23 protein-coding genes and 1 pseudogene are annotated in these 22,273 nt (G+C 37.2%); 3 read left to right on the top strand and 21 right to left on the bottom strand.

Annotated features, from left to right (window positions below; all coding sequences use genetic code 11):
* Positions 1–26: 26 nt before the first annotated feature.
* From EV203_RS07195 to EV203_RS07270, 16 genes are all read right to left on the bottom strand, one after another.
* Positions 27–1,406 carry a sensor histidine kinase gene (locus tag EV203_RS07195; protein ID WP_132039807.1) on the bottom strand — a complete coding sequence of 460 codons (1,380 nt, stop codon included), beginning with the start codon at positions 1,404–1,406 and terminating at the stop codon, positions 27–29.
* Positions 1,396–2,085, bottom strand: coding sequence for a response regulator transcription factor (locus EV203_RS07200; protein ID WP_132039809.1), 690 nt, complete (start codon positions 2,083–2,085; stop codon positions 1,396–1,398). Before EV203_RS07200 ends, EV203_RS07195 begins: the two co-directional genes overlap by 11 nt.
* An 18-nt stretch (positions 2,086–2,103) precedes the next feature.
* Entirely contained in the window at positions 2,104–3,375 is a 1,272-nt protein-coding gene (aroA, locus tag EV203_RS07205) for a 3-phosphoshikimate 1-carboxyvinyltransferase (protein ID WP_132039811.1), read from the bottom strand.
* Positions 3,376–3,385: 10 nt separating this feature from the next.
* A complete protein-coding gene (locus EV203_RS07210) occupies positions 3,386–4,231 on the bottom strand; it encodes a prephenate dehydrogenase (RefSeq protein ID WP_132039813.1) in 846 nt (281 codons plus the stop codon).
* The gene (aroF, locus tag EV203_RS07215; protein WP_132039815.1) at positions 4,228–5,244 is read right to left on the bottom strand and encodes a 3-deoxy-7-phosphoheptulonate synthase; all 1,017 of its coding nucleotides are present in this window, start codon (positions 5,242–5,244) and stop codon (positions 4,228–4,230) included. The genes EV203_RS07210 and aroF overlap by 4 nt, the downstream gene beginning before the upstream one ends.
* A gap of 16 nt (positions 5,245–5,260) precedes the next feature.
* Entirely contained in the window at positions 5,261–6,094 is an 834-nt protein-coding gene (gene pheA / locus EV203_RS07220) for a prephenate dehydratase (RefSeq protein ID WP_132039817.1), read from the bottom strand.
* A 115-nt stretch (positions 6,095–6,209) separates the two neighbouring features.
* Positions 6,210–7,280: a 3-dehydroquinate synthase gene (gene aroB, locus EV203_RS07225; protein WP_011025381.1), complete on the bottom strand. Its 1,071-nt coding sequence runs from the start codon at positions 7,278–7,280 to the stop codon at positions 6,210–6,212.
* 58 nt (positions 7,281–7,338) lie between these two features.
* On the bottom strand, positions 7,339–9,129 hold the full coding sequence (pepF, locus tag EV203_RS07230) for an oligoendopeptidase F (protein WP_132039819.1): 1,791 nt from the start codon (positions 9,127–9,129) through the stop codon (positions 7,339–7,341).
* Positions 9,130–9,131: 2 nt separating this feature from the next.
* Positions 9,132–10,025 (bottom strand): L-serine ammonia-lyase, iron-sulfur-dependent, subunit alpha, encoded by an 894-nt coding sequence (gene sdaAA / locus EV203_RS07235; protein WP_132039821.1) that lies wholly within the window; start codon positions 10,023–10,025, stop codon positions 9,132–9,134.
* 16 nt (positions 10,026–10,041) lie between these two features.
* Complete coding sequence (sdaAB, locus tag EV203_RS07240) at positions 10,042–10,710, bottom strand: L-serine ammonia-lyase, iron-sulfur-dependent subunit beta (RefSeq protein WP_132039823.1); 669 nt, start codon at positions 10,708–10,710, stop codon at positions 10,042–10,044.
* 11 nt (positions 10,711–10,721) lie between these two features.
* Positions 10,722–10,955: a hypothetical protein gene (locus EV203_RS07245; protein ID WP_165911588.1), complete on the bottom strand. Its 234-nt coding sequence runs from the start codon at positions 10,953–10,955 to the stop codon at positions 10,722–10,724.
* A gap of 2 nt (positions 10,956–10,957) precedes the next feature.
* Entirely contained in the window at positions 10,958–11,575 is a 618-nt protein-coding gene (locus EV203_RS07250; RefSeq protein ID WP_132039827.1) for a cyclase family protein, read from the bottom strand.
* 14 nt (positions 11,576–11,589) lie between these two features.
* On the bottom strand, positions 11,590–13,047 hold the full coding sequence (gene zwf / locus EV203_RS07255) for a glucose-6-phosphate dehydrogenase (protein ID WP_132039829.1): 1,458 nt from the start codon (positions 13,045–13,047) through the stop codon (positions 11,590–11,592).
* A gap of 117 nt (positions 13,048–13,164) precedes the next feature.
* Entirely contained in the window at positions 13,165–14,190 is a 1,026-nt protein-coding gene (locus EV203_RS07260; RefSeq protein WP_041587134.1) for a TolB-like translocation protein, read from the bottom strand.
* 14 nt (positions 14,191–14,204) lie between these two features.
* Positions 14,205–15,161, bottom strand: coding sequence for a phosphodiester glycosidase family protein (locus EV203_RS07265; protein WP_132039831.1), 957 nt, complete (start codon positions 15,159–15,161; stop codon positions 14,205–14,207).
* Positions 15,162–15,255: 94 nt separating this feature from the next.
* A complete protein-coding gene (locus EV203_RS07270; RefSeq protein ID WP_011025374.1) occupies positions 15,256–15,564 on the bottom strand; it encodes a hypothetical protein in 309 nt (102 codons plus the stop codon).
* Between the two features lie 126 nt (positions 15,565–15,690).
* Here EV203_RS07270 and arsC point away from each other — a divergent pair, with 126 nt between their 5' ends.
* Complete coding sequence (arsC, locus tag EV203_RS07275) at positions 15,691–16,125, top strand: arsenate reductase (thioredoxin) (protein WP_011025373.1); 435 nt, start codon at positions 15,691–15,693, stop codon at positions 16,123–16,125.
* Positions 16,126–16,140: 15 nt separating this feature from the next.
* On the opposite strand, the gene EV203_RS07280 is transcribed toward arsC, so the two are convergent.
* On the bottom strand, positions 16,141–17,319 hold the full coding sequence (locus tag EV203_RS07280; RefSeq protein ID WP_132039832.1) for an FprA family A-type flavoprotein: 1,179 nt from the start codon (positions 17,317–17,319) through the stop codon (positions 16,141–16,143).
* A 194-nt stretch (positions 17,320–17,513) separates the two neighbouring features.
* On the opposite strand from EV203_RS07280, the pseudogene EV203_RS07285 reads away from it, so the two are divergent.
* Positions 17,514–18,866 (top strand): annotated as a pseudogene (locus tag EV203_RS07285) (hypothetical protein).
* Positions 18,867–18,925: 59 nt separating this feature from the next.
* Here the strand turns inward: EV203_RS07285 and sspI are convergent.
* Both sspI and EV203_RS07295 read right to left on the bottom strand, forming a co-directional pair.
* Positions 18,926–19,126: a small acid-soluble spore protein SspI gene (sspI, locus tag EV203_RS07290; protein ID WP_011025370.1), complete on the bottom strand. Its 201-nt coding sequence runs from the start codon at positions 19,124–19,126 to the stop codon at positions 18,926–18,928.
* Positions 19,127–19,205: 79 nt separating this feature from the next.
* The gene (locus EV203_RS07295; RefSeq protein WP_011025369.1) at positions 19,206–19,472 is read right to left on the bottom strand and encodes a pro-sigmaK processing inhibitor BofA family protein; all 267 of its coding nucleotides are present in this window, start codon (positions 19,470–19,472) and stop codon (positions 19,206–19,208) included.
* Positions 19,473–19,630: 158 nt separating this feature from the next.
* Between EV203_RS07295 and EV203_RS07300 the strand changes: the two genes are divergently transcribed.
* The gene (locus tag EV203_RS07300; RefSeq protein WP_132039834.1) at positions 19,631–20,440 is read left to right on the top strand and encodes an undecaprenyl-diphosphate phosphatase; all 810 of its coding nucleotides are present in this window, start codon (positions 19,631–19,633) and stop codon (positions 20,438–20,440) included.
* Positions 20,441–20,468: 28 nt separating this feature from the next.
* Here the strand turns inward: EV203_RS07300 and EV203_RS07305 are convergent, their stop codons facing one another.
* Positions 20,469–20,996 (bottom strand): O-acetyl-ADP-ribose deacetylase, encoded by a 528-nt coding sequence (locus EV203_RS07305; protein WP_132039836.1) that lies wholly within the window; start codon positions 20,994–20,996, stop codon positions 20,469–20,471.
* A 49-nt stretch (positions 20,997–21,045) separates the two neighbouring features.
* The gene (locus EV203_RS07310) at positions 21,046–22,272 is read right to left on the bottom strand and encodes an MFS transporter (protein ID WP_009610980.1); all 1,227 of its coding nucleotides are present in this window, start codon (positions 22,270–22,272) and stop codon (positions 21,046–21,048) included.
* Position 22,273 lies beyond the last annotated feature (1 nt).

Consider the following 22,273-nt stretch of genomic DNA (forward strand, 5'->3'; position numbering starts at 1 on the left):
TCCATATTAAACTGATGGGAATACAGTCATTTGCTGTCATTGATAAGCGGAAGCATCACGGTAAACTCCGTTCCTTTCCCTACCTCGCTTTTTACCCCAATCACTCCACCGTGTTCCTCTACAATCCATTTTGCGATAGAAAGACCTAAGCCCGTGCCCCCTGTATCTTTAGACCTAGCTTTGTCTACTCTGTAAAATCTCTCAAAAATATACGGCAAATCCTCTTCGGGTATTCCTATCCCATCGTCTTTAACCTTTATATAGGCCTCGTCACCACTTCCTATTTCAATTTCTATGTTGCCATTTTTTAAGGTGTACTTTGCCGCATTATCAAGGAGTATCCTCAAAACCTCTTTTATAAGCTTCTTATCTGCATTTATTCTCACATTTTCCCCTTTTAATGATACATTTTTTCCTTCGTAAATCAGTTTAATCTCTCTGACCACTTCTTCTGCTATCTCTTTCAAATCAAAACTTTCCCTCTCCAGCTTTATTGACCTGTCATCGCCCTTCGCTAAAAAAAGAAGTTTTTCAACAAGATTTTCCATCTCTAAAGTTTCCTTCTTTATGGCTTTAATTCCTTCTTCTAATACTTCTCTGTCGTCTTTTCCCCATCTATCTAGCATGTCAATATATCCTTTTATGACAGAAATAGGAGTCCTCAATTCATGGGAGGCATCAGACACAAATCTATTTTGACGCGCAAAAGACTCTTCAAGCCTGTCCAACATGTCATTAAAGGTCTTTGCCAGCCTTGTGAGTTCATCCTCCTCTCCGTAAACTTTAAGTCTTTTATTTAAGCCTTTTGCATCTATGTCTTTCACTTCTTTTATCATGTAATCTACAGGTCTTAATGCCCTTTTTGTAACAAAATAACCTGTCACAAATGAAATGAAAATACCAGCTCCATCAGCAAAAAACATCAAAATAAAAAGAAGCTTTAAAAAAGCGTACTCATTCTTCATATCCTTTATAACTTGTATATAAAATGTAGCATCGCCTTTTTTAAATACTGTATTTAAGTAAACTAAATCCTTATCAAATTCATCAACCTTAACAGGAACTTCTAGATTAGTATTATATGGAATCGCAACTCTTTCTAATTTTTTAGATAAATACAGCAATCGCCCTTTTGAATCAAATATTTTTACATAAATATTTTCATCAGGTATCCCAGAAAATGCTGTGTCTTTTAAAGCTCCGTCCATATTTTGTTTTGCTTCACTAAGTTTTGCCTTTATAACCTCTGCTTGAGTTGACACCTGTTCCATTGATTGGTATATAAGGTAATACTTCAAAGTGTAAATCACTGAGGCATTCAAAGAAATCAGCACAAATGAAAAAACTGCTGAATAAAGAAGCGCTATTTTTAAAGTTATGCGCTGAGGTAACAATTTAATCTTCATCTTCACCATCTCTCAAACTGTAACCTACTCCCCTTATAGTGTGAATCAATTTTCTGTCAAATGGGTCGTCAATTTTGCTTCTCAAATACCTTATGTACACGTCTACTACATTGGTATCCCCATAATAGTCATATCCCCAAACTGACTGCAGAATTTTTTCTCTAGAAAGAGCAATATTCGCATTTCTCATTAAAAATTCTAAAAGGTCAAACTCTTTTTTCGTAAGGTCAATTTTTACTCCCTGCCTCCTGACCTCATGAGTAGTCAAATCCATAACAATACCAGCAAACTTCAGCACATCTTTTTTAATACTGGGATTTCTCTTTCTCAATGCAGCCCTCACTCTAGCGAAAAGCTCCTCTATAGAAAAAGGCTTAGTTACATAGTCATCTGCACCAATGTCTAGCCCTCTTACCTTGTCTTTCACCTCATATTTTGCTGTAAGCATTATAACAGGTATGTCAGAGTTTTCTCTTATTTTTTTCAAAACTTCATATCCATCCATTCCTGGAAGCATTATATCCAAAAGCACAAGGTCATAATCGCCCTCTAAAGCTTCTTTCACGCCTGAGGTTCCGTCGTAAACTATTTTCACTTCATAGCCTTCGTGTTCGAATTCCAATTGTAAAAAACGCGCTATCTGTCTTTCATCTTCTACAATCAGTATCTTTTCCTTCATTGGCCATCACCAATAAAATTATAGCATATCAAATGTCTTATAGAAATCGGGATATGAAACGTCGACGCATTCACCCTTCTTAATTATGGTCCGACCTTCTGCTAAAAGGCCAGCAATCCACAAGGACATGGCCACACGGTGGTCGTTGTAACTCTCAACTTCGGCTCCTCTTAAAAAGCCTGTCCCTTCTATAATCATTCCATCTTCTGTCTCAAAAATTTTAGCTCCCATTTTCCCAAGCTCTGATGTCATTGATTTTATCCTGTTGCTTTCTTTTATCTTTAATTCCTCTGCATTTTTTATCACAGTGGTTCCTTCAGCAAAAACTGCTGCAACTGCGATAACAGGAATTTCATCAATAAGCTTAGGAATAAGGTCTCCGCCGATTTCTATACCCTTTAATTTAGAACTTTTAACTACAATGTCCGCTATTTTTTCATTATTCACATATCTTTCATTTATAAGCTCAACATTTCCTCCCATATCTTTTAAAACATCTATAATTCCTGTTCTCGTAGGATTTACATTCACATCTTTTATAACCACCTCTGAATTAGGAAGCAAATTTGCTGCCACTATAAAATAGGCAGCAGAAGATATATCTCCCGGCACTATAATTTTCTGCCCTTTTAATTTACTTCCCGGATAACAAAATATTTTCTTTCCATCTATCTCTATCCTTGCACCAAAAGTTTGAAGCATAAGCTCCGTATGATTTCGCGATAAAGCAGGCTCCTCAATAACCGTCATACCTTCCGCATAAAGGCTTGCAAGCATTATGCTAGATTTAACCTGGGCACTGGCAATAGGCATTTTATACTCTATTCCTCGAAGTTTCCCACCTCTTATTTTGACAGGAGCAAAATTCCCTTCCCTTGCCTCTATTTTAGCCCCCATGAGAGTAAGAGGCACTATCACTCTTCCCATAGGCCGCCTCTTGATAGAATCATCCCCTGTGAGTATTGTCTCAAACTCTTGCCCTGCAAGTATTCCCATCAAAAGCCTAATTGTTGTCCCAGAATTTCCTACATCTAACACTTCACTGCTTTTACTAAGGTACAATCCTTTTCCATACACTTTCACTCTATTTCCTTCCAATTTAATGTCTACACCCAGTTTCCTCATACACTCTACAGTAGAAAGAGTATCCTTAGCAACAAGAAAATTTTCTACTTCTGTTAGCCCTTCAGCTATTGAACCTATCATAACAGCTCTGTGAGATATAGATTTGTCTCCTGGGACAGAAATAACCCCTTTTAAGCTGTTTTTCTTTTTTACCTCTACATCCATTTTTCTCACCTCATACCTCTAGTATTTTTCTGCATTCTCGGGCCTTGTCAAAGAAGTCCACTAAAAACTCTTCATCTCCTCTCTCCAGATGATACACAAATTCTTCGAGGAGGTTTTTATAATTTCTTAGTAAATCAAGAACCACTTCTCTATTGCTAAAAATTATGTCCTTCCACATTTCAGTCTGAGAAAGAGCGATTCTCGTAGTATCTTTAAATCCTCCTGCAGCGTATTTTAAGGCATCTTTGCATTCTCTGTGTGCAAAATTAGAAAGTGCCGTAGAAACTATATGAGGAACATGGCTTATAACTCCTACTATCCTGTCATGTTCATTATAATCTACAATGACAGGTTTTGCACCTATCTTTTTTATTATTTCTTTTACAAAAATCTCTAAAATCCCTTCTTCCACACTGCTAGAAGGAATCAAGAAATAAAAAGAATTTACAAAAAGGTCAGGGTGAGAATAATCGTACCCTGCCTTTTCAGTGCCAGCCATAGGATGCCCTCCAATGAAGTAAAAATCCGAAGGTAGAAATTTTTCTATCTCTTCCATGACAACTTTTTTAGTGCTCCCAACATCAGTTATTATGCATCCCTTTTTAAGATGAGGATATATCTTCTTAACACTATCAGCTATTTTACCAACAGGAGTGCAGATAAAAAGAGCATCTACATCAAGTGCAAAATTTATTTCCCTGAAGGCTTCAGAAATTGTACCCTCTCTTAAAGCCTTATCTAAAGTTTTTGTATCAACATCCACTCCAATAACATCTATATCTGTATACTTTCTTAAAGCTTTTGCGATAGACCCGCCTATAAGGCCCAGTCCCACAACAGCTACCTTCTCTATCATGCCAGTTCCCGCCCTACAGCTTCAGCAATAATTTTTAATTCTTTCACCAAGCTTTCAAAGTTGTCTGGGGTCAAAGATTGAGGCCCATCAGAAAGAGCATTTTTAGGGTCAGGATGCACTTCTATGATAAGTCCATCCGCTCCTGCAGCAACAGCCGCTTTGGCCATGGAAGGCACAAGGTGCCACCGACCAGTTCCATGGCTGGGGTCTACTATTATAGGTAGATGACTCAGTTTTTTTATGGCTGGAACCGCACTCAAATCTAAAGTATTGCGGGTATAAGTCTCAAAAGTCCTTATGCCTCTTTCGCAGAGAATTACATCTTTATTCCCTTCATTTAAAATGTACTCTGCAGCGCTCAGCCACTCCTCCAGTGTAGCCGCAAGCCCCCTTTTTAAAAGTACAGGCTTATTCATCCTCCCTACCGCCTTAAGAAGTGAGAAATTCTGCATGTTTCTTGCTCCAATTTGAAGGACATCCGCATACTCCGCAACTTTTTCCACTGAATGCACGTCCATCACTTCCGTGACAATTTTAAGACCCGTAAGCTCTCTCGCCTCACTGAGCATTTTTAATCCTTCCTCCTCTAACCCTTGGAAAGAGTAAGGCGAGGTCCTGGGTTTATATGCCCCTCCCCTTAAAAAGTGAGCTCCCGCTCTTTTCACTGCCACAGCACTCTCAAGAAGCTGTTCTCTGCTCTCTACAGCACAAGGTCCTGCCATTATGACAATATTTTTGCCCCCTATTTCAATATCGCCAACTTTTACAATAGTAGGCTCTGGTTTGAATATCCTACTCGCCAGCTTATAGGGATCTACTATTGGAATTACTTTCTCTACCCCTTCCATCATCTCTATCGCTTTTCCATCAAGTTTCCGTTTGTCCCCTATCACACCTATTACTATTTTTTCTTCCCCTCTTGAAATGTGATAACCCAGCCCGAGAGAAGTTAAAAGATTTGTAATCTCGGAAATTTGTTTCTCACTAGCATCTATATTCATTACAATTACCATACCTCTTCTCCTCCCTTTATTTTCCCATCTTGAACTTTGGATAAGAACCTATAACTTTTAAAAAATCTGCCTTTACCTTCAATTCTTCTAAAGCCCCTTTTATCCTCTCCTCTTCCCTGTGGCCTTCTATATCTACCCAAAAGACGTACTCCCCAAACTTTTTGCGAGAAGGCCTTGACTCAATTTTTGTCATATTGATATTCTTTTCTGCAAACACTCCTAAAGCCCTATACAAACTTCCAGGAACATTCGGCACAGAAAAAACTATTGAAGTCTTGTCCTCCCCTGTATAGTCACTGTCTCTTTTCGCAATAACCAAAAATCTCGTGTAATTCTCCTTTATATCCTGCACATCTTTTTCTAATATCTTAAGGTTATAAAGCCAAGCAGCTCTTTCCGGTCCAATGGCAACTATCCCTTTTTTAGCATTTACCCCTAACAAAGCCTTTACAGTGCTTTCTGTAGTTTTTACTTCAGCCGTTGGGAAATTATTCAATATGTATTCCCTGCACTGGGCAAGAGCCTGAGGATGAGAAAGTATACAATGTACATCTTTAAAGTCAATAAAGTCATCGCAAATCAAACATTGTGAAATAGAAATTATCACCTCTCCTCTGACCAAAATACCCTCGGCATCGTTTATCAACAAATCCAGTGATACATTGACAGAACCCTCAATAGAATTTTCAACAGGCAAAATGCCCTCATCGCACGTCCCTTCCGCTACACTTTTAACTACATCTTGGATGGTAGCAAACTCTATAGCTTCACACTCTTTCATTCCTTCTATATATTTAAAAACAGCCTCTTCAGAAAAAGTACCTTTAGGCCCTAAATACCCAACTTTCATCCTACACCCCCTTATCATACTATATTGCTGATATTTTAATACTTTGCCTAATTAAAGTCAAGTAAATTTTTCATAAACCTTATAAAAGGATAATAAAAAAAGCGGTGTACCCGCCTTATTTCAAAACTTTTAATACATCTTCTTCTTTCACACTCACAATATCCACTTTGCCTAAACCTACAGGTAGAACAAAATTTATTCTCCCTTCTCTCATTTTTTTATCAAGCTTTATGGCATTTAGCATATCCGTCTTTTCAATACCCTCATAGTCAGCTGGCAGTCCCGCTCTTTTAATTAAATTCAATATGCGCTCTAAATATCCTTCATCAATATATCCCAAGTTAAATGCAAGCCGTGCCTCATACGCCATTCCTATTGCCACAGCTTCTCCGTGAATATATCTCTCATACCCTGTTAAAGCCTCAATAGCATGACCTATTGTATGCCCAAAATTTAATATCGCTCTTAAATTCTCTTCTTTTTCATCCAATGATACAACCTTAGCTTTTATCTCACATGACCTTTTAACTATATAAGTCAAATCCTCCTTTTTTAATCTCAAAATATCACCCAAATTTTCTTCAATATAGGTAAACAAATCAAAGTCCCATATAACTCCATACTTGATTACTTCAGCTAATCCACCAAGAACTTCTCTTTTATTCAAAGTCCCCAAAACTGAAGTATCAATATACACCATTTTAGGTTGATAAAAAGCTCCAACTATATTCTTACCTTTTTTTAGATTTACCGCTACCTTACCACCAACACTGCTGTCTACCTGAGCTAACAATGTCGTAGGAATCTGAATAAAATCAATTCCTCTCATATAGGTCGCAGCAACAAACCCGGCTATATCTCCAACAACTCCTCCCCCCAGTGCAATGATAGAACTATCCCTTAAAAGACCACTGTCATAAGCTACCTCAAGAAGTCTTTGTGCCATTTCCATAGTTTTGCTCGTCTCACCAGCAGGTATAACTTCATATAAGACATCGAATCCACTTTTTCTAAGGCTTTCTTCAATCTTTTCAAAATACAAAGGATAAACATTAGAATCAGTAATAACAAATGTCTTGCTGCTTCTCACATGTTTTTTAATTAAATCTCCAACTCTATCAAAACCTTCATAGTCAAAATAAATAGGATAAGACCTTTCCTTCAATTCAACAATCACTTCATCCATACTCCCACCTCTTTTTACACCAGACAAAGGGGACGGTTCCTTTTTGTCCCCCCTTGTCTCATGCTATCTTTTCAAACTCATCAAGTAATTTTTCAAAAACATCTAATGCGTCGTTAACTGGTTTTGGAGTTGTAAGGTCCACACCTGCCCTTTTTAAAAGGTTTAGCGGATAGTCAGAACTTCCGCTTTTTAAAAATTCTTTATATCTCTCCACAGCCTTTTCTCCTTCATTTAGTATCATCTGTGAAATAGCTATTGCCGCAGAAAATCCTGTAGCATATTTGTAGACGTAGAAATTTCTGTAAAAATGTGGAATTCTCGCCCATTCGTAGCTTATTTTTTCATCTACTACTATATCATCTCCGTAGTAGAGTTTATTTAGTTCATAATATTTTTCGTTCAATACCTCTGCCGTAAGAGGCTCTCCTCTTTCTGCCATTTCATGAATTAATTTTTCAAATTCTGCGAACATGACCTGTCTGAAAACTGTCCCTCTAAATTCCTCGAGAAAATGATTTAGTACGTAAAGTCTTTCCTTTTCATCTTTGGAATTTTTCAAAAGATAATCCATAAGTATAGCTTCATTGCAGGTAGAAGCTACTTCTGCCACAAAAATCTTATAACCTGCATACACATATGGTTGTGTCACATTTGAATAATACGTATGCAAAGAATGTCCCATTTCATGGGCAATTGTAAATACATCATTTAATTTACCCTGAAAATTTAAAAGCACATAAGGATGTGTACCATAAGCACCCCATGAATAAGCTCCAGAGGTTTTGCCTCTATTTTCATACACATCTACCCAGCGAGATTCAAAACCTTTTTTTAGTAAATCTATGTACTCTTCCCCCAAAGGCTTAAGGCCTTCCAAAACTAGTTCAATTGCCTCTTCATATGTAAACTCTTTATCATACTCTTGCATCAAAGGAACATACAAGTCATACATGTGAAGTTCGTCTAATTTTAAGAGTTTCTTTTTAAGCCTTACATATCTATGTAAAACATCAAGCCTACTATGTACTGTTTCTATGAGGTTATTATAAACCTCTACACTGACATTGTCTTCAAAAAGTGAAGCCTCCAAAGAAGAATTGTATCTACGGGCTTTAGCATAAAAAATATCTTTCTTTACACTGCCAGCCAGAGTAGAAGCAAAAGTGTTTATAAATTTTTTGTAAGTATCATACAGTGCTTCAAAAGCAGCCTTTCGGACATTTCTATCCTTACTTTGCATAAAGCTTATAAAATTTCCATGAGTAAGCTCCACTTCATTACCATTTTCGTCTTTAATAGTCGGGAATCTCAAGTCCGCGTGATTCAGCATAGAATATATAGTTGAAACAGATTCTGCCAGTGTCTCTGCTTCTGCTAGTATTTTTTCTTCCTCCGGTGAAAGCACATGAGGCTTGTATCTAATTAAATCCTCAATATACTGCTTATAAATTTTTAACTCCTCTAATTCTTCTATCATGTTCCTCAAGTTTTCAGTCTCAATAGACAAAATCTCTGGAACTATAAAAGAAGTAGCACTCATGACTTCAATATTAAGTCTCATCGCTTTATCAGACAATGCCTGATATTTAGAATTGGTATTATCTTCATCTCTTCTCATTCTGGCATAGGCGAAAATCTTGCTGGCTGTCATCCCAATTTGGTCATTAAGCTTCAAAACTTCCAATAAGTCCTTAGAAGTTTTAATTTTTCCTTTAAACTTTACAATCTCTTTTAGGAGCTCTTTTACCTTCCTGTAGTCTTCTTCCCACAACTCTTCATTTTCATATATGTCTTCCAATCTCCATTTATATCTTTCATCTATTTCACTTCTCTCTCTTAAATTTCCCATGTTTAATCCCCCCGCTTTTCTTTTTCAAATATTTCTTTTTTAAGTCTCATTGCTGTTGGAGTTTTGGCAAGCCCCCCTTCTGCCGTTTCTCTTAAGGCACTTGGGATAGCCTTTCCTACCCTGTACATAGTTTCTACAACCTCGTCAAAAGGTATTACACTGTCCATTCCCGCTATAGCAAAATCAGCACATATCATTGCATTGAGAGCTCCTAAGGCATTTCTCTTCTCACAAGGAATTTCTACTAATCCGGCAACTGGATCGCATACCAGTCCCAATAAGTTCATTATGGCAAAAGCAGCAGCTGTCAAGCATTGCTCAGGGGTTCCCCCCATGAGTTCCACTAAAGCCCCTGCTGCCATAGCTGAGGCAGACCCTACTTCTGCTTGACACCCTCCTTCGGCTCCCGCTAAAGTAGCATTTTTTGCTATTATAATTCCTATTCCTGAAGCTGTAAAAAGCGCTTTTGTCATGTCATCTTCATTTTTGCCAAATTTCCTTGCAACAGTAATTAAAGCACCTGGTATCACACCACTTGAGCCTGCTGTAGGAGCAGCAACGATCCTACCCATTGAGGCATTTACCTCTGTAACGGCAAGAGCAGAAGCCGCAGCTTTTGCCATTGTTTCACAGGACAAAGTATTTCCAATCACAATCCTCGCATAAAGCTTTTTGGCATCTCCTCCTGATAAACCGCTTACAGATTTTATATCCTCATTTAACCCTTTATTTATAGCTTCTCTCATCACCTGAAGATTTTTCTTCATTTTTTCAAAAATAACTTCTAAGTCCTCTCCTGTTCTTTCCTGTTCGGCCAGCATTACAATTTCTGATATAGGCTTATTGAACTTTTTTGTAAGCTCTAAAAGTTCATATCCGTAATTGAATTGATACATAAAAGCATGCCCTCCATTACACAGGATTTAAAATTATGGCATTTAAAATTCCGTCAATATTTTTAATGACCTCTTTTGCTCTTTCGGGAATTGGCTGATCAGATTCTATCACCATTATAGCTTTGTCCCCTTTTGCGTGCCTGTAAACTCTCATAAAAGCAATGTTTATATTGCAGTCTGCCAATACTTTTGTAACAGCAGCCACAATCCCAGGCTTATCTATATGGGTGGTAATTAAAGTCTCATACTCCCCAGTAAACTCTACTTCTATGCCATTTATCTCTTTTAAAAGGACATTACCTCCACCTACAGAACAGCCTAAAATATCATAAGTCTTTCCATCAGAGGTCTTGATTATCATCCTCACTGTGTTTGGATGGGGAGCTTCTTTGTCACTTTCAGTAAATTTAAACTTAAGTCCTAATTCTTTAGCAATTTCAAAAGAACGAGGCAATCTCTCATCATCAGGATCAAATCCCAATATCCCTGCAAGTAACGCCCTGTCTGTACCATGCCCCTTATAAGTTCTGGCAAAAGATTCGTATAAAATAAATTCCACCTCTTTTATCTCATCGTCCGCAATCTTTCTAGCAATTTTAGCAAGCCTTGCTGCCCCCGCAGTATGGGAACTGCTCGGGCCAATCATTATAGGCCCCATAATATCAAAAACAGAAAATTCCCTCATATCAATCCCCTTTACTCTTTCCCTATTTTCCTTACCCTAATCTTTTTTACTTTACCTTCCTGTATAAGCATTTCTTTAAAAGCGTGATCAATTGATAAACCCTCTTGATATTTCAAATACACCTTTTTAAAAAAATCTTCTCCGTACTTTTCAAATAATAGGCTTATGTATTCATTTTCACTTTCTTTATCATGCAGTACTTCGCCAAAAATGAAATTTTTAAAACGAGATAATCTTAATCTCATAGTCATTCTTCCTTTATTAAAACCGCTCTGGTAGGAGCTGCTTCTGCTCCTTTTATTTTGAGAGGAGCAGCAAATAAGAAATACTCGCCTTCTTCTACATCTTTTAATCTCAATCCTTCCAAAATCACTATACCAGATCCAAAAAGAATCTTATGAGTCTCATGCTCTGGTTGGTCTCTCTCAATACCCAAAGCATCGATTCCCACTCCAATTACGCCTTTTTCCTTCAAAAATTCTGCACCGCTTTTTTCGAGATAGACAAATTGAAAATCAAAATCCTCTCTGAAAGAATTCCGAGTTTTAAAAATCACAAAATCTCCCTTTTCAATTTGCTTATCTTTTAAGTCTTCCTCTGTTATTTTATCAGATAAGTGAGTAAAATCGAAAACTTTGCATTTTGTTATAACCTTCTTAAGGTCAATATTTTCTATGGTATCTCCCCCATTGAGCATGTGGAGAGGGGCATCAACGTGAGCCCCTGTATGCATATCCATGCATATACGGGATTCAGTCACATCGCCCTGTTGTACTGTAATTGTGTGTTGAGGTCTTTTCTCTTGTTTGTTTTTATAAACCGTCATGTTTTCATGAATTTCCATAGAGATGTCGTATATTTTCATTTCCATCCCCCCGTTTACACATTCCACCACATTCTTCCGTCTCTTCTCAAAAGGTCATCGGCTTCCTTGGGTCCCCAAGTTCCCGGATAATAATTGGGAAAATCGGGTGTTTTTTCTGCCCAGGCTTCAGCAATAGCATCTACAAACCTCCAAGAATATTCTACCTCATCCCAGCGGGTAAATAAAGTAGAATCTCCTCTCATCACATCAAAAAGAAGTCTTTCATATGCCTCCGGAGAATTATTGGATATCTGGCAGTTCTGACAAAAGTCCATATTTACAGGCTCTATAGTTATATCTCCTGCTCCCGGCACTTTGGCATTAAACTGAAGTTTTACTCCTTCCTCCGGCTGAATTTTTATTACAAGCAAATTGGGAAGCAAATTTTTATACTCTTTGAAATACAAAATACCTGGCAAGGGTTTAAACTGTATGACAATCTGTGTGGATTTTTCCGGCATCCTTTTTCCAGTCCTGATGTAAAAAGGAACTCCTGCCCATCTGAAATTTTCTATGTGCACTTTTAATGCCACAAAAGTCTCTGTATTGGAAGTTGGAGATACTTTTTCCTCCTGCCTATATCCCACATACTGCCCTCTCACCACATTTTTCTCTACAAGCTCAGGAGTCATAATCTCTAAGGATTTTAAAACCTTCACCTTCTCATCCCTTATAGATTCTGTATCCAAATTTACAGGTGGTTCCATCGCCGTCAAGGTCAGAAGCTGCATCATGTGGTTTTGAACCATGTCCCTCAAAGCTCCTGCTTTCTCGTAGTATCCTCCTCTATTTTCTATCCCCACCGTCTCATTAGAAGAAATTTGCACATTGTCTATATATCTTCTGTTCCAAACTGGCTCAAAAAACACATTGGCAAATCTGATGACCATTATATTCTGCAGCATCTCTTTTCCTAAATAGTGATCAATTCTATAAGTATTTCTTTCTGTAAAGACATCTGTTATCATTTTATTTAGTTTTCGGGCAGATTCTAAATTTTCTCCAAAAGGCTTTTCTATAACTACTCTTTGCCATGAAGTTTCATTATTTACCATTCCGTGTCTGTATAACTTTTCCACAATGACGCCAAAATATTCCGGTGCAACTGCAAGATAATATACCCTGTTGCCCTGTGTATTGTATTTCCTATCCAGTTCATCTAAAAAGTAACTAAGCTCCATATATCCGTTGTCATAGTTAAAATCAAATCTTTTGTAGAATATCCTGCTACTTAAATCTTGCCAGATTTTTTCGTCAATGTCAAATCTAGAATAAGTTTTAACAGACTCCAGCATCTCATTTCTATATTCCTCTTCAGTCTTGTCCCTTCTCCCTATAGCAACTACAGCAAAATTTTCAGGCAAGATATTTTGATATCTTAAGTTGTAAAGGGCCGGCATCAATTTTTTATGGGTTAAATCTCCTGTTCCACCGAATATGACCATCACGTTTGAAAGGTCTTTATCTTTCATGTTGATCACCTCACGAAAATGTTAAACGATTCCGTGCAACTATTTATTGTCAATTAATACTTTTTATCTTGAGTAGTTATATTATTATACCACATATTTTAAAATTTTAAAGCAGGGTTAATCCCTGCTAAATCGCTTCAATATTATTTTATCCCCATTTTTATATACTATATAATCCCTAGTAATTTCTATAATTTTTCCTTTAGCTTCAGAGATTACATTTCCCCGCAAATCCTCAAGCCTATTATTTCCAGTTATAATCCCAACACTTTTTTCATTAAATAATACAACCAGATCCTTTAAAACTTGTCCTCTTTTTAGTGAAATTTTATGCCACATGCCTATAGGCTTATCTACACTGTCATAATATATCTCCTCTATTCCTTCTGTACCCATCTTTCCAATATAGACATTATCATCTCTATCTATTCCCAAAAGAGCGTATTTATTCTTAGCACTGAGCAAAACCTGCTTTCTTCCATCTTTTAGTAAATACAGTCTTCCATCATCAGACTGATAAATTAAATTGTCCTTTCTTTGGGTTTCTACCATTTTCTCTATCCTCTTTACAGGAAGGTAAATTCGCCTTACCTCTCCCATTATATTCACCTGATAGAGCCTGTCTCCATACGGAGTAGTAGCTTTCAAATAGATCACGTTTGTGAGAGGAGATAAAGTTACATAACTAATGGCGCTCTTAGAGGGCAAATATATCTTTATATACACAGTATTGTATAAGTCATTGTCTACATCGTAGGACTTCAGTTCCACTTTTGTACCAGTTAGAGAGTCCATTCGAGAAAAATACAAAATTCTATTTCTGTCTGGAAGCCATGTATAATAATCTCCTTCTTTTGTAGCCTTCTCAATTACCTTTACAGTCTTTCCTGTTTTGGCATCAGCTATAATTAAATTACCTCCTTCGTCATATGAGATGTATTTCCCATCATAAGAGACATGAACATCTTTAGCATAAGATGGAATTTTTATCTCTATGAGAGGAGGCAGAGAAATACTTCCAAAAACTTCTTCACTTTTTATAAAAGTTGAATCTACTAAAAATACATTGTTTAAATAGTAAAGAAATGCCAGTTCTAATGCCAAAGTAGCAAATGCCCATTTTAAGACCTTCTTAATCTTCACCTCAAAAATCCTCCTCATCTTACAAAGAATATGGTAGGAACGGCTCTTTCTCCCAGAGCATCAGAAGGGTGATTTATCACTTTCCCCTTAAAGTACATCGTTGTAGAAGAACCCCCATCGAGGTTAGCTGCATTATAAGCTCCGTATTTGAGCATTATATCTTGCACATCCTTTAAAGTAGCACCTATGCTCTTTAAAGTTCTGCCATCTATCACCAAAAAAATCACTGTTCCATCTTTCCTCTGACCTATGGCAGTTCGAGGAGCTATCCCCCAACCTCCATCTCCTTTTTTTATCATGGCTTGTCCGTTAATGACAAGGGCTGGCCCAAAGCTTACCGCCTCTTTTATGCCCATATTGAGTACTTCTTTGTACCTGTACTTTCCAACCATCAACTTACCATCATTTGTAAAACCAATTAAATCCACTTTTTCATCCGGATTTTTAATCTCTGTATACAGTAGTTTCCCTCTGTGTATCACAAACCCCTGAGGAGCCCCACCTATACCTTTCATACTGCTGTCTCCAAAGCCTCCAGCATTTATAGCCGCTAGAGCATTATAGTGTTTCGCAATTACACTTGTGGTCTCCCCTTCATATGGGAATTTACTAGATGTCCCTACTTCTACTCTAGTAGGGTCATGAATCAAAATCACTTTTCCTTCAAAATGCTTGCCGTACACATTATAAAGTTCAATCCTTCTATCCTTTCCCCCGTTCACATGTATTAAATTTTTATCAGTTCTACCACTTTCTATTTTGCTTTCAGACATTATTTTATCTATCACCTTTTTGGGCAAAAACAGAGTAGCCAGGTATTGGTGGGTAAAAGTAGTCATGGCAGTAGCGACAAAAGTATCTCTCACCCTTGTAAAAGGACCGTAAAACATCAAAACGGGCATGGTAATAGAAACAAAAAGTACCTCAAAAATTATAAAAGCAATCGCTCTTTTTAGCATGTTCCACCTCATTCACATATGATTTGCCACAAATATTATAACTTTATTAGATTAAAAATTTGTTAAAAATGTGTAAAAAATTTAAAAGGGACTTATATCGTCCCTTTTATCGAATCCTCAGGTACACTTTTAAATAGTCTACCATATCCTTTTCCCTTTCATCGTAAGTCTCAATGTAAATATTTTTCCCTTCCACCGTATAACTAAAATCAGTAAATCCCTGATTCAAAAGATAATCTTTTACCGCTTTTTCCCCCAAATCTCCCTGCGCTACGAGAATTTTTTCTCCTACATATCTTCCGTTTACGTATATACTAAAAGAGTCTGTCGGAACTTTAAGATTGTTCCTATCTGCCTCTGAAGGTAAAACTATGCCTGGAGCTATCGAATTTTGCCCGTAAGGATAATTTATCATTTTGCATCACCTCTTTATTCTATTTTACTCAAAACGCTTTAACATATTCTTAACAAAAAAATACATTGTTTTTCGATTGACAAGCTTTTATAATATAGCTAAGCAGGAATATGAGGAGGAGTTACGATGGCAAAGAAGATTTTGTACTTTATATGCACTGGAAATTCCTGTAGAAGTCAGATGGCAGAAGGATTTGGCAAATTTTACGGTGGAGATGATTTTGAAGTATATAGTGGCGGTGTAGAAGCTCACGGATTAAACTCTAAAGCCGTCGAAGTCATGAAAGAAATAGGTATCGACATAAGCAACCAAACTTCAGACTTAATAGACGAAAATATCCTCTTTAAAGCAGATTATGTTATAACGCTGTGCGGAGATGCTAGAGACAAATGTCCTGCTCTGCCTCCTTCTGTAAAAAGCCTCCACTGGGAATTAGAAGACCCTGCAAGAGCGGAAGGCACAGAAGAAGAGATAATGAACAAGTTTAGAGAAGTAAGGGACATAATAAAAGAAAAAGTCAAAGCCTTAATAGAGGAGATAAGAGAAAAATCCCTGGCATAAAAAGCCAGGGATTTTTTACATAATTCCTGCTTCTTTGTGCCTTTTTACAATTTCCTCAGCAAGTGCATCAAGAGCTTTAAAGTCTTCTTCTTTTGGATAGCCTTTTATATATACTGAAGGAATAAATTCTACTTTTAAGTTACCAAACATCTGAGTAATCTGGTCTACAGCCTTGCTCCCCCAGTTGTAGGAGCCAATCACTGAAATGAATTTAACTTTAGGTTTCAAAGCATTTGTGAGATAAGCGGCGTAAACAGCCATTGGGTGTGGTCCTACCAACACAGTAGGAGTGGCCATGACGACTGTGGCAGCATCCACTAAAGCCATTGCAAATTCTCCTATATCAGTTACAGAGAGGTCAAAAGGCTTTACAATAACTCCCCTCTCTACTAAAGCAGCCTCTAGATATTCTACCATTTTCTTTACACTGCCGTGCATTGTCACATAAGGGATTAACACAATGTTTTTAGGCTTGTCTAAAACCCATTCTCTGTACGCATTTAATATAAACTCGGGGTTGTTATAAACAGGCCCATGGCTTGGAGCTATTATTTCTATATCTAAATCCTTTATTTTCTCAAGGTGCTTTTCTATAAAGTTCCTAAAAGGCATCATTATTTCTGCATAGTACCTTTTAGCTGAATCATATACTTTACATTCATCTGTAGCATAAAGCTCAGAAGTCGCAAGGTGTGAACCTAAAAAGTCGCATGTAAAAAGTATCTTGTCTTCCACCAAGTAAGTGAACATCGTCTCAGGCCAGTGAACCCATGGGGCATGTATGAACTTGAGGGTTTTACCTCCAAGGTCTAAAGTATCTCCATCTTCCACAGTGATAAATTTGTCTTCAGGTATGGGAAGGAGATCTATTAGGAAAGTCTTAGCCTTTGGAGTGCACACCACCTTCGCCTCTTTATACTTTTCCAAAACTGCAGGGATACTGCCTGAATGGTCCTGCTCTGCGTGATGAGCTATTATATAATCAATCTTTTTCACATCTTTCAGTTGTTCCATCAAAATATATTCTGTCATCGAGTCAACAGTGTCCAAAAGCGCAACTTTCTCCTTGCCTTCTACCAGATAAGCGTTATAGCTAGTACCATCTGGCAGGGGAATTAACGAGTCAAACAACCTTCTCTCCCAGTGAACTGCTCCTATCTTGCTTACTCCCGGTTTTATGACCATTGCTTTCATACTATCCTCTCCTGTTTTTTATTCTCAAGTATATTATAACAAATGACAAAAAATAAATAAACACTTTTTCTTGAAAATTTTTATTATGTGCTTTATATTGCCATAATTTCAATTTAAAACCTAAATACTCCAGTATAAAAATGCAGAAAATTAGCTACCATATAAACTGTAAAAAAGAAAGGGAGTGAAAAAGTGTGGAGCTTACAGCATCTCACATAGCTTACTTTATTGCAATTTTAGTTATACTTATACTTCTTTTAATGAGAAAAGATATAATCCTGCCTGTTATCATAGCAATTTTTGTAATTGGGCTTTTAGCCACAAAGGACGTGATAAAAGCAATACAAATAATTTACACTGCCATATTGGTTTCAGGAATACGCCTGTGGCACATAATAGTGATAATTTCCCTCATAATAGCTATGTCAAAAGCTCTGGACGACATAGGAGCAGACGTAATATTGACAAAACCTTTTATAAGGCATCTAAAAAGCCCCACGTATTCTTTCTGGATAATAGGTCTGTTTATGATGCTACTTTCTTTTTTCATGTGGCCTGCCCCTGCTGTAGGCCTTATAGGTACAGTATTGATAATTCCTTCATTAAAATCAGGCATTGACAAAGTTTCTTTAGCTTCCATAGTGTCCGTTTTTGGATTTGGCATAGCGCTTTCAGGAGATTTCTTTATACAGGGTGCTCCTTCAATAACAGCAAAAGCAGCGGGAATAAATACGCATCAGCTGGTTCAGAATATTCTGCCAATTTGGGCAGTATCTTCTGTCGTAGCTAGTGTATCTTTATATTTTTGTGTTCTTTATACATCAAAACACCATCCACCTTCAGAATACGTAGAGACAAAACCGATCCACGGGAGACCAGTTTCATTTAAAAGTTATACAGTATCAGTAATAGCAGTAGTGCTCTTTTTGATAGACGTTCTCATAATGATACTTTTTAAAATCCATTCCAGCGGAGCCACTGCCTTAATAGGTGGAACAGCCATAATTGTTTTAATAGCTTCTGCAGCAATTCAAGAAAATTTTCTGGATAAAACAAGAGATTACTTAAGAGAAGGTTTTTTAAACGGCATGAGGACCTTTGCCCCCGTTATAATAATAAGTGCATTCTTTCTGTTGGGAGAAAACAGTATGGCAAAGCAAGTAATAGGTCCTCATGCAAGAGGATATCTTGTAGACCTTGGAACTTACCTATCTCATCATATACCTCTTAATAAATACACTGCTTCCCTTTTGGAACTGGCAATGGGAATTCTCACGGGAATGTCTGGCTCGGGATTTTCAGGCCTTCCTTTAATAGGCGCTTTAGCAAAGACTTTTTCCTCAGCAGCTTCCCTCAACCCAGCTTTATTAGCTTCTATAGGACAGTTAGCTGCAGTCTGGACAGGAGGGGGTACATTAATACCCTGAAGCACAGCCGTAGTGTCAGCTGTAATAGGTGTTGACTCCAGAAAAATATCTAAGAGAAATTTTATACCTGCAGCATTGGGGCTTATCTCAGCTTACATTGTAACAGTCATACTTTTATAAAAACTAGCCTGTTGATGAAGTATCAACAAATTAAGCCGAGGTAAAAAATACCTCGGCTTTCAAGATATCCCCCTCATTATCAGGTTCATCATGCTGTCCTTCTCCTCTTCAGTCATTTTCTCCCATGCAGCTTCAAATATCACCCCCAGTCCGGGAATTGCATTTTCATTTTTGCTGTCCACCACCTCCTGAATAAAACCTTTTATTTCTTCTTTTGACCTTCTCTTTAAATTTTCCAATACAGCTCTTTTTATGTCCATACACTACCTCCATATCCATGGGTTTCAGTTATATAATTCCCAAAATAGAAAATAATAAACAAAAACTAAGAAGGGACTTTCATATCACGTGAAACATGTATTTTAATATCAGCAAAATTGCTATTCCTGCTATTCCAAAAACTCCTGTTATAAATGAAGTCACTATATTTACAGGCAGTTCCACATTAAAAAGTGCGCCAAAAAAATTAAAAAATAAAAGCATTATAAATCCTACAAGAGAGTTTAAGGCAAATTTTAAAAGCAATCTCAGTGATTTCCCCAAAACCCAAAGTATGAACACCAATATCAAGACTGCTATTATAAAAGAAAGAGTCCCTTCAACCATGAGTTTTCCCCCTCTACCTTTTTCTTAACCTAGTTCCAATTATAACACAGAAAACAGATTAAATTTAGATTAAATTTACATTTTCTTGATTGATTCCTCCATCATTATCATATAAAATAGATAGAGGTGACAAAAATTCTATATAAAGGGGTATGAAAATGGAGCTACTGATCAAAGCCTTTATAATGGGCATCGTAGAGGGATTAACTGAGTTTCTTCCAATCTCATCCACTGGCCACCTCATAATCGTCGGAAGTTTTATCAAATTTACAGGAAAGTTTGCTACAATGTTCGAAATTGTAATTCAGCTGGGAGCAATTTTAGCGGTAGTGTATTATTTTAAAGACAAAATTCTCTCCTCCCTTAAGGCTTTAAAGCCAGGAGAATGGGGATTTAATCTGTGGTATAAAACGTTCATAGCCTTTTTGCCTGCTGCGATAATTGGTATACTGACCCATCACTACATTGAAGAACATCTATTTTCTCCATTTACCGTAGCAATAGCCCTGATAGTAGGTGCAATAATGATGATAGTGATAGAAGATATATTCGGCAAAAAGTATAAAATTGATAACATGGACAAAGTAAGCACTTCTAAAGCTTTCTGGATTGGAGTAGCCCAAGTGATGTCTTTATTCCCAGGAATGTCAAGGTCTGCTTCCACTATAATGGGAGGAATGCTGGTAGGCCTATCAGTTAGAGCAGCTGCTGAATTTTCCTTTTTCTTGGCTATTCCCACAATGCTTGCTGCTACAGGCTTTGAACTTGTGAAAAACATTACCTCCATGTCATTACTAGAATGGGAAGCGCTGGCAGTAGGATTTATAATGTCCTTTATAACTGCTTTGATCGTAGTCGATAAATTTTTGGCCTACCTCAAAAGGCATGGTTTAAAACCTTTTGCGTATTATAGACTCCTAGTTGGAGTGCTAATGTTATTCTTAATCGCCCAAAAAATAGTAAAATAAAAAGGATAGGTCAAACCGCCTATCCTTTTTATTTATCCAGCTCTTCATAAGCTTTTGAATACACTTCATAATCTCTATCGCTGAAGAGAACAAATCTCACTTCTTTTATGCTACTTCCCTCAAGATAGTCAGAAACTACCCTTAAAGCTATTCTCGCTGCCCTTTCCACAGGAAAACCATAGGCTCCTGTGCTTATTGAGGGAAAAGCAATAGTTTTTACATTATATTCATCCGCCAATTTTAAGCTCTCTACGTAGGCACTTGCTAATAAATTATCTTCGTTATGATTGCCGCCTTTCCAGATAGGCCCTACAGCGTGAATGACATACTTGGCTTTCAAATTGCCTGCACCCGTTATAACCGCATGACCAGTCGGGCACCCTCCCTGCTTTTCCCTTATAACTTTAAGCTCCTCTGCAATAGCAGGACCTCCTGCTTTATGGATTGCTCCGTCTACCCCACCACCTCCAATCAAAGAAGAATTAGCTGCATTTACAATGGCATCTACTTCCTGGTCTACGATGTTCCCCTTTATCAATTTAATCTTCTCTTTCATCAGATCACCCTGATTTATAAATTTATTTTTGTGTACAGTTAAAATTATATCACAAAATCTCTGGCTTTTCACCTCTTTTACCAATAAGCCACAAAAACACAAAGGAAATAAAAACAGAAATTGAAGCTGCTAGAAAGAGTTTATTCACACCGATATAATCCATAATTGCGCCAAACGTAGAAGGAGTAACTATAGCCGCCAGTGAAGAAAAAAAGTAATAAAGTCCCGTGTAAGTTCCTATTTTTTCAGAAGAAGTATAACTTACGACAAGCGGATAAGAATTTATTGTAAAAAGAGCATTGAAAATTCCCGCAAAAGGCATTAAGATTTGAATAATCCTGAAATCCTTAACCACCATGAAAATCAAAAATAGTATCGCTTGCCCAAATGCGCCTATCATCATGGTTTTTCTCTTACCTATCTTCGAAGCAATAAATCCCGCTGGCAGTGCGAAAATCAAAAAAGCCAAAGCGTAAAACCCCATCGTAAAAGATGATACACTTTCATCAATTCCCAAAGCTATCTTACAGTACCTTGTAAAGAAAGTCTCAACTGCAGCAAAACCTGCTATCATCATAAAAATTGACAAAAGCGTGTAAAAGGGAGCTCTGTCCTCGTCCCTTACAACAGTTATAAGGGCTTTTATTATACTTTGCTTTTCTTTTCTTTCTTCAATAACAAAAGACTTAGGTTCCTTTATTGTCAAAAATAAAATTACAGGCACAATTATTGAAAGAATTCCTGAAAGAAAAAAGGGATAGGCTTTATTTAATTTATAAAGCTGGGAACCTATAAAAAATATTATTAAAGCCCCCAATCCTCCCATGAAATTTATTACCCCATTGGCCTTACTTCTGTGCTGCTCCTCAACAATATCTGGCATCAAGGCCACCAGCGGAGTCCTATAACTTGCAACGACAATATTAAACATGAGGTCAACGATAAGAAGAGCCCATAGCTTTGTCTGTAAGGGAAGCATTGCATACAAAATGCCAGCAACTGGCATACCAATTAGTATATAGGGCATTCGCCTGCCTATGGAAGTCCTCGTATTGTCACTTAAAGCTCCGAAAACAGGAAGTATAAAGAGATTAGCTATATTATCCCAGCTCATCACAAAACCGATCAATGTATTGCTTTTAGTAAAATTCCCGAGAAAAATGGGCATATAAGCATTATAAGCAGCCCATATCATAGAGACCACCATAAAACCAAGTCCTAAATTGAATATCTTAAAATAGTTTAGCGGTAGTTGATTGTTTTCATCAAAAACCATA

The sequence above is a fragment of the Caldanaerobacter subterraneus genome, from assembly GCF_004345675.1.
Taxonomy (GTDB): domain Bacteria; phylum Bacillota; class Thermoanaerobacteria; order Thermoanaerobacterales; family Thermoanaerobacteraceae; genus Thermoanaerobacter; species Thermoanaerobacter subterraneus.

What these genes read in the sequence shown, in the direction of transcription:
- EV203_RS07195 (WP_132039807.1), bottom strand. Translation starts at nt 1,406, where the DNA reads ATGAAGATTAAATTGTTACCTCAGCGCATAACTTTAAAAATAGCGCTT.
- EV203_RS07200 (WP_132039809.1), bottom strand. Translation starts at nt 2,085, where the DNA reads ATGAAGGAAAAGATACTGATTGTAGAAGATGAAAGACAGATAGCGCGT.
- aroA (WP_132039811.1), bottom strand. Translation starts at nt 3,375, where the DNA reads ATGGATGTAGAGGTAAAAAAGAAAAACAGCTTAAAAGGGGTTATTTCT.
- EV203_RS07210 (WP_132039813.1), bottom strand. Translation starts at nt 4,231, where the DNA reads ATGATAGAGAAGGTAGCTGTTGTGGGACTGGGCCTTATAGGCGGGTCT.
- aroF (WP_132039815.1), bottom strand. Translation starts at nt 5,244, where the DNA reads ATGGTAATTGTAATGAATATAGATGCTAGTGAGAAACAAATTTCCGAG.
- pheA (WP_132039817.1), bottom strand. Translation starts at nt 6,094, where the DNA reads ATGAAAGTTGGGTATTTAGGGCCTAAAGGTACTTTTTCTGAAGAGGCT.
- aroB (WP_011025381.1), bottom strand. Translation starts at nt 7,280, where the DNA reads ATGGATGAAGTGATTGTTGAATTGAAGGAAAGGTCTTATCCTATTTAT.
- pepF (WP_132039819.1), bottom strand. Translation starts at nt 9,129, where the DNA reads ATGGGAAATTTAAGAGAGAGAAGTGAAATAGATGAAAGATATAAATGG.
- sdaAA (WP_132039821.1), bottom strand. Translation starts at nt 10,025, where the DNA reads ATGTATCAATTCAATTACGGATATGAACTTTTAGAGCTTACAAAAAAG.
- sdaAB (WP_132039823.1), bottom strand. Translation starts at nt 10,710, where the DNA reads ATGAGGGAATTTTCTGTTTTTGATATTATGGGGCCTATAATGATTGGC.
- EV203_RS07245 (WP_165911588.1), bottom strand. Translation starts at nt 10,955, where the DNA reads ATGAGATTAAGATTATCTCGTTTTAAAAATTTCATTTTTGGCGAAGTA.
- EV203_RS07250 (WP_132039827.1), bottom strand. Translation starts at nt 11,575, where the DNA reads ATGAAAATATACGACATCTCTATGGAAATTCATGAAAACATGACGGTT.
- zwf (WP_132039829.1), bottom strand. Translation starts at nt 13,047, where the DNA reads ATGAAAGATAAAGACCTTTCAAACGTGATGGTCATATTCGGTGGAACA.
- EV203_RS07265 (WP_132039831.1), bottom strand. Translation starts at nt 15,161, where the DNA reads ATGAGGTGGAACATGCTAAAAAGAGCGATTGCTTTTATAATTTTTGAG.
- EV203_RS07270 (WP_011025374.1), bottom strand. Translation starts at nt 15,564, where the DNA reads ATGATAAATTATCCTTACGGGCAAAATTCGATAGCTCCAGGCATAGTT.
- arsC (WP_011025373.1), top strand. Translation starts at nt 15,691, where the DNA reads ATGGCAAAGAAGATTTTGTACTTTATATGCACTGGAAATTCCTGTAGA.
- EV203_RS07280 (WP_132039832.1), bottom strand. Translation starts at nt 17,319, where the DNA reads ATGAAAGCAATGGTCATAAAACCGGGAGTAAGCAAGATAGGAGCAGTT.
- sspI (WP_011025370.1), bottom strand. Translation starts at nt 19,126, where the DNA reads ATGGACATAAAAAGAGCTGTATTGGAAAATTTAAAGAGAAGGTCAAAA.
- EV203_RS07295 (WP_011025369.1), bottom strand. Translation starts at nt 19,472, where the DNA reads ATGGTTGAAGGGACTCTTTCTTTTATAATAGCAGTCTTGATATTGGTG.
- EV203_RS07300 (WP_132039834.1), top strand. Translation starts at nt 19,631, where the DNA reads ATGGAGCTACTGATCAAAGCCTTTATAATGGGCATCGTAGAGGGATTA.
- EV203_RS07305 (WP_132039836.1), bottom strand. Translation starts at nt 20,996, where the DNA reads ATGAAAGAGAAGATTAAATTGATAAAGGGGAACATCGTAGACCAGGAA.
- EV203_RS07310 (WP_009610980.1), bottom strand. Translation starts at nt 22,272, where the DNA reads ATGGTTTTTGATGAAAACAATCAACTACCGCTAAACTATTTTAAGATA.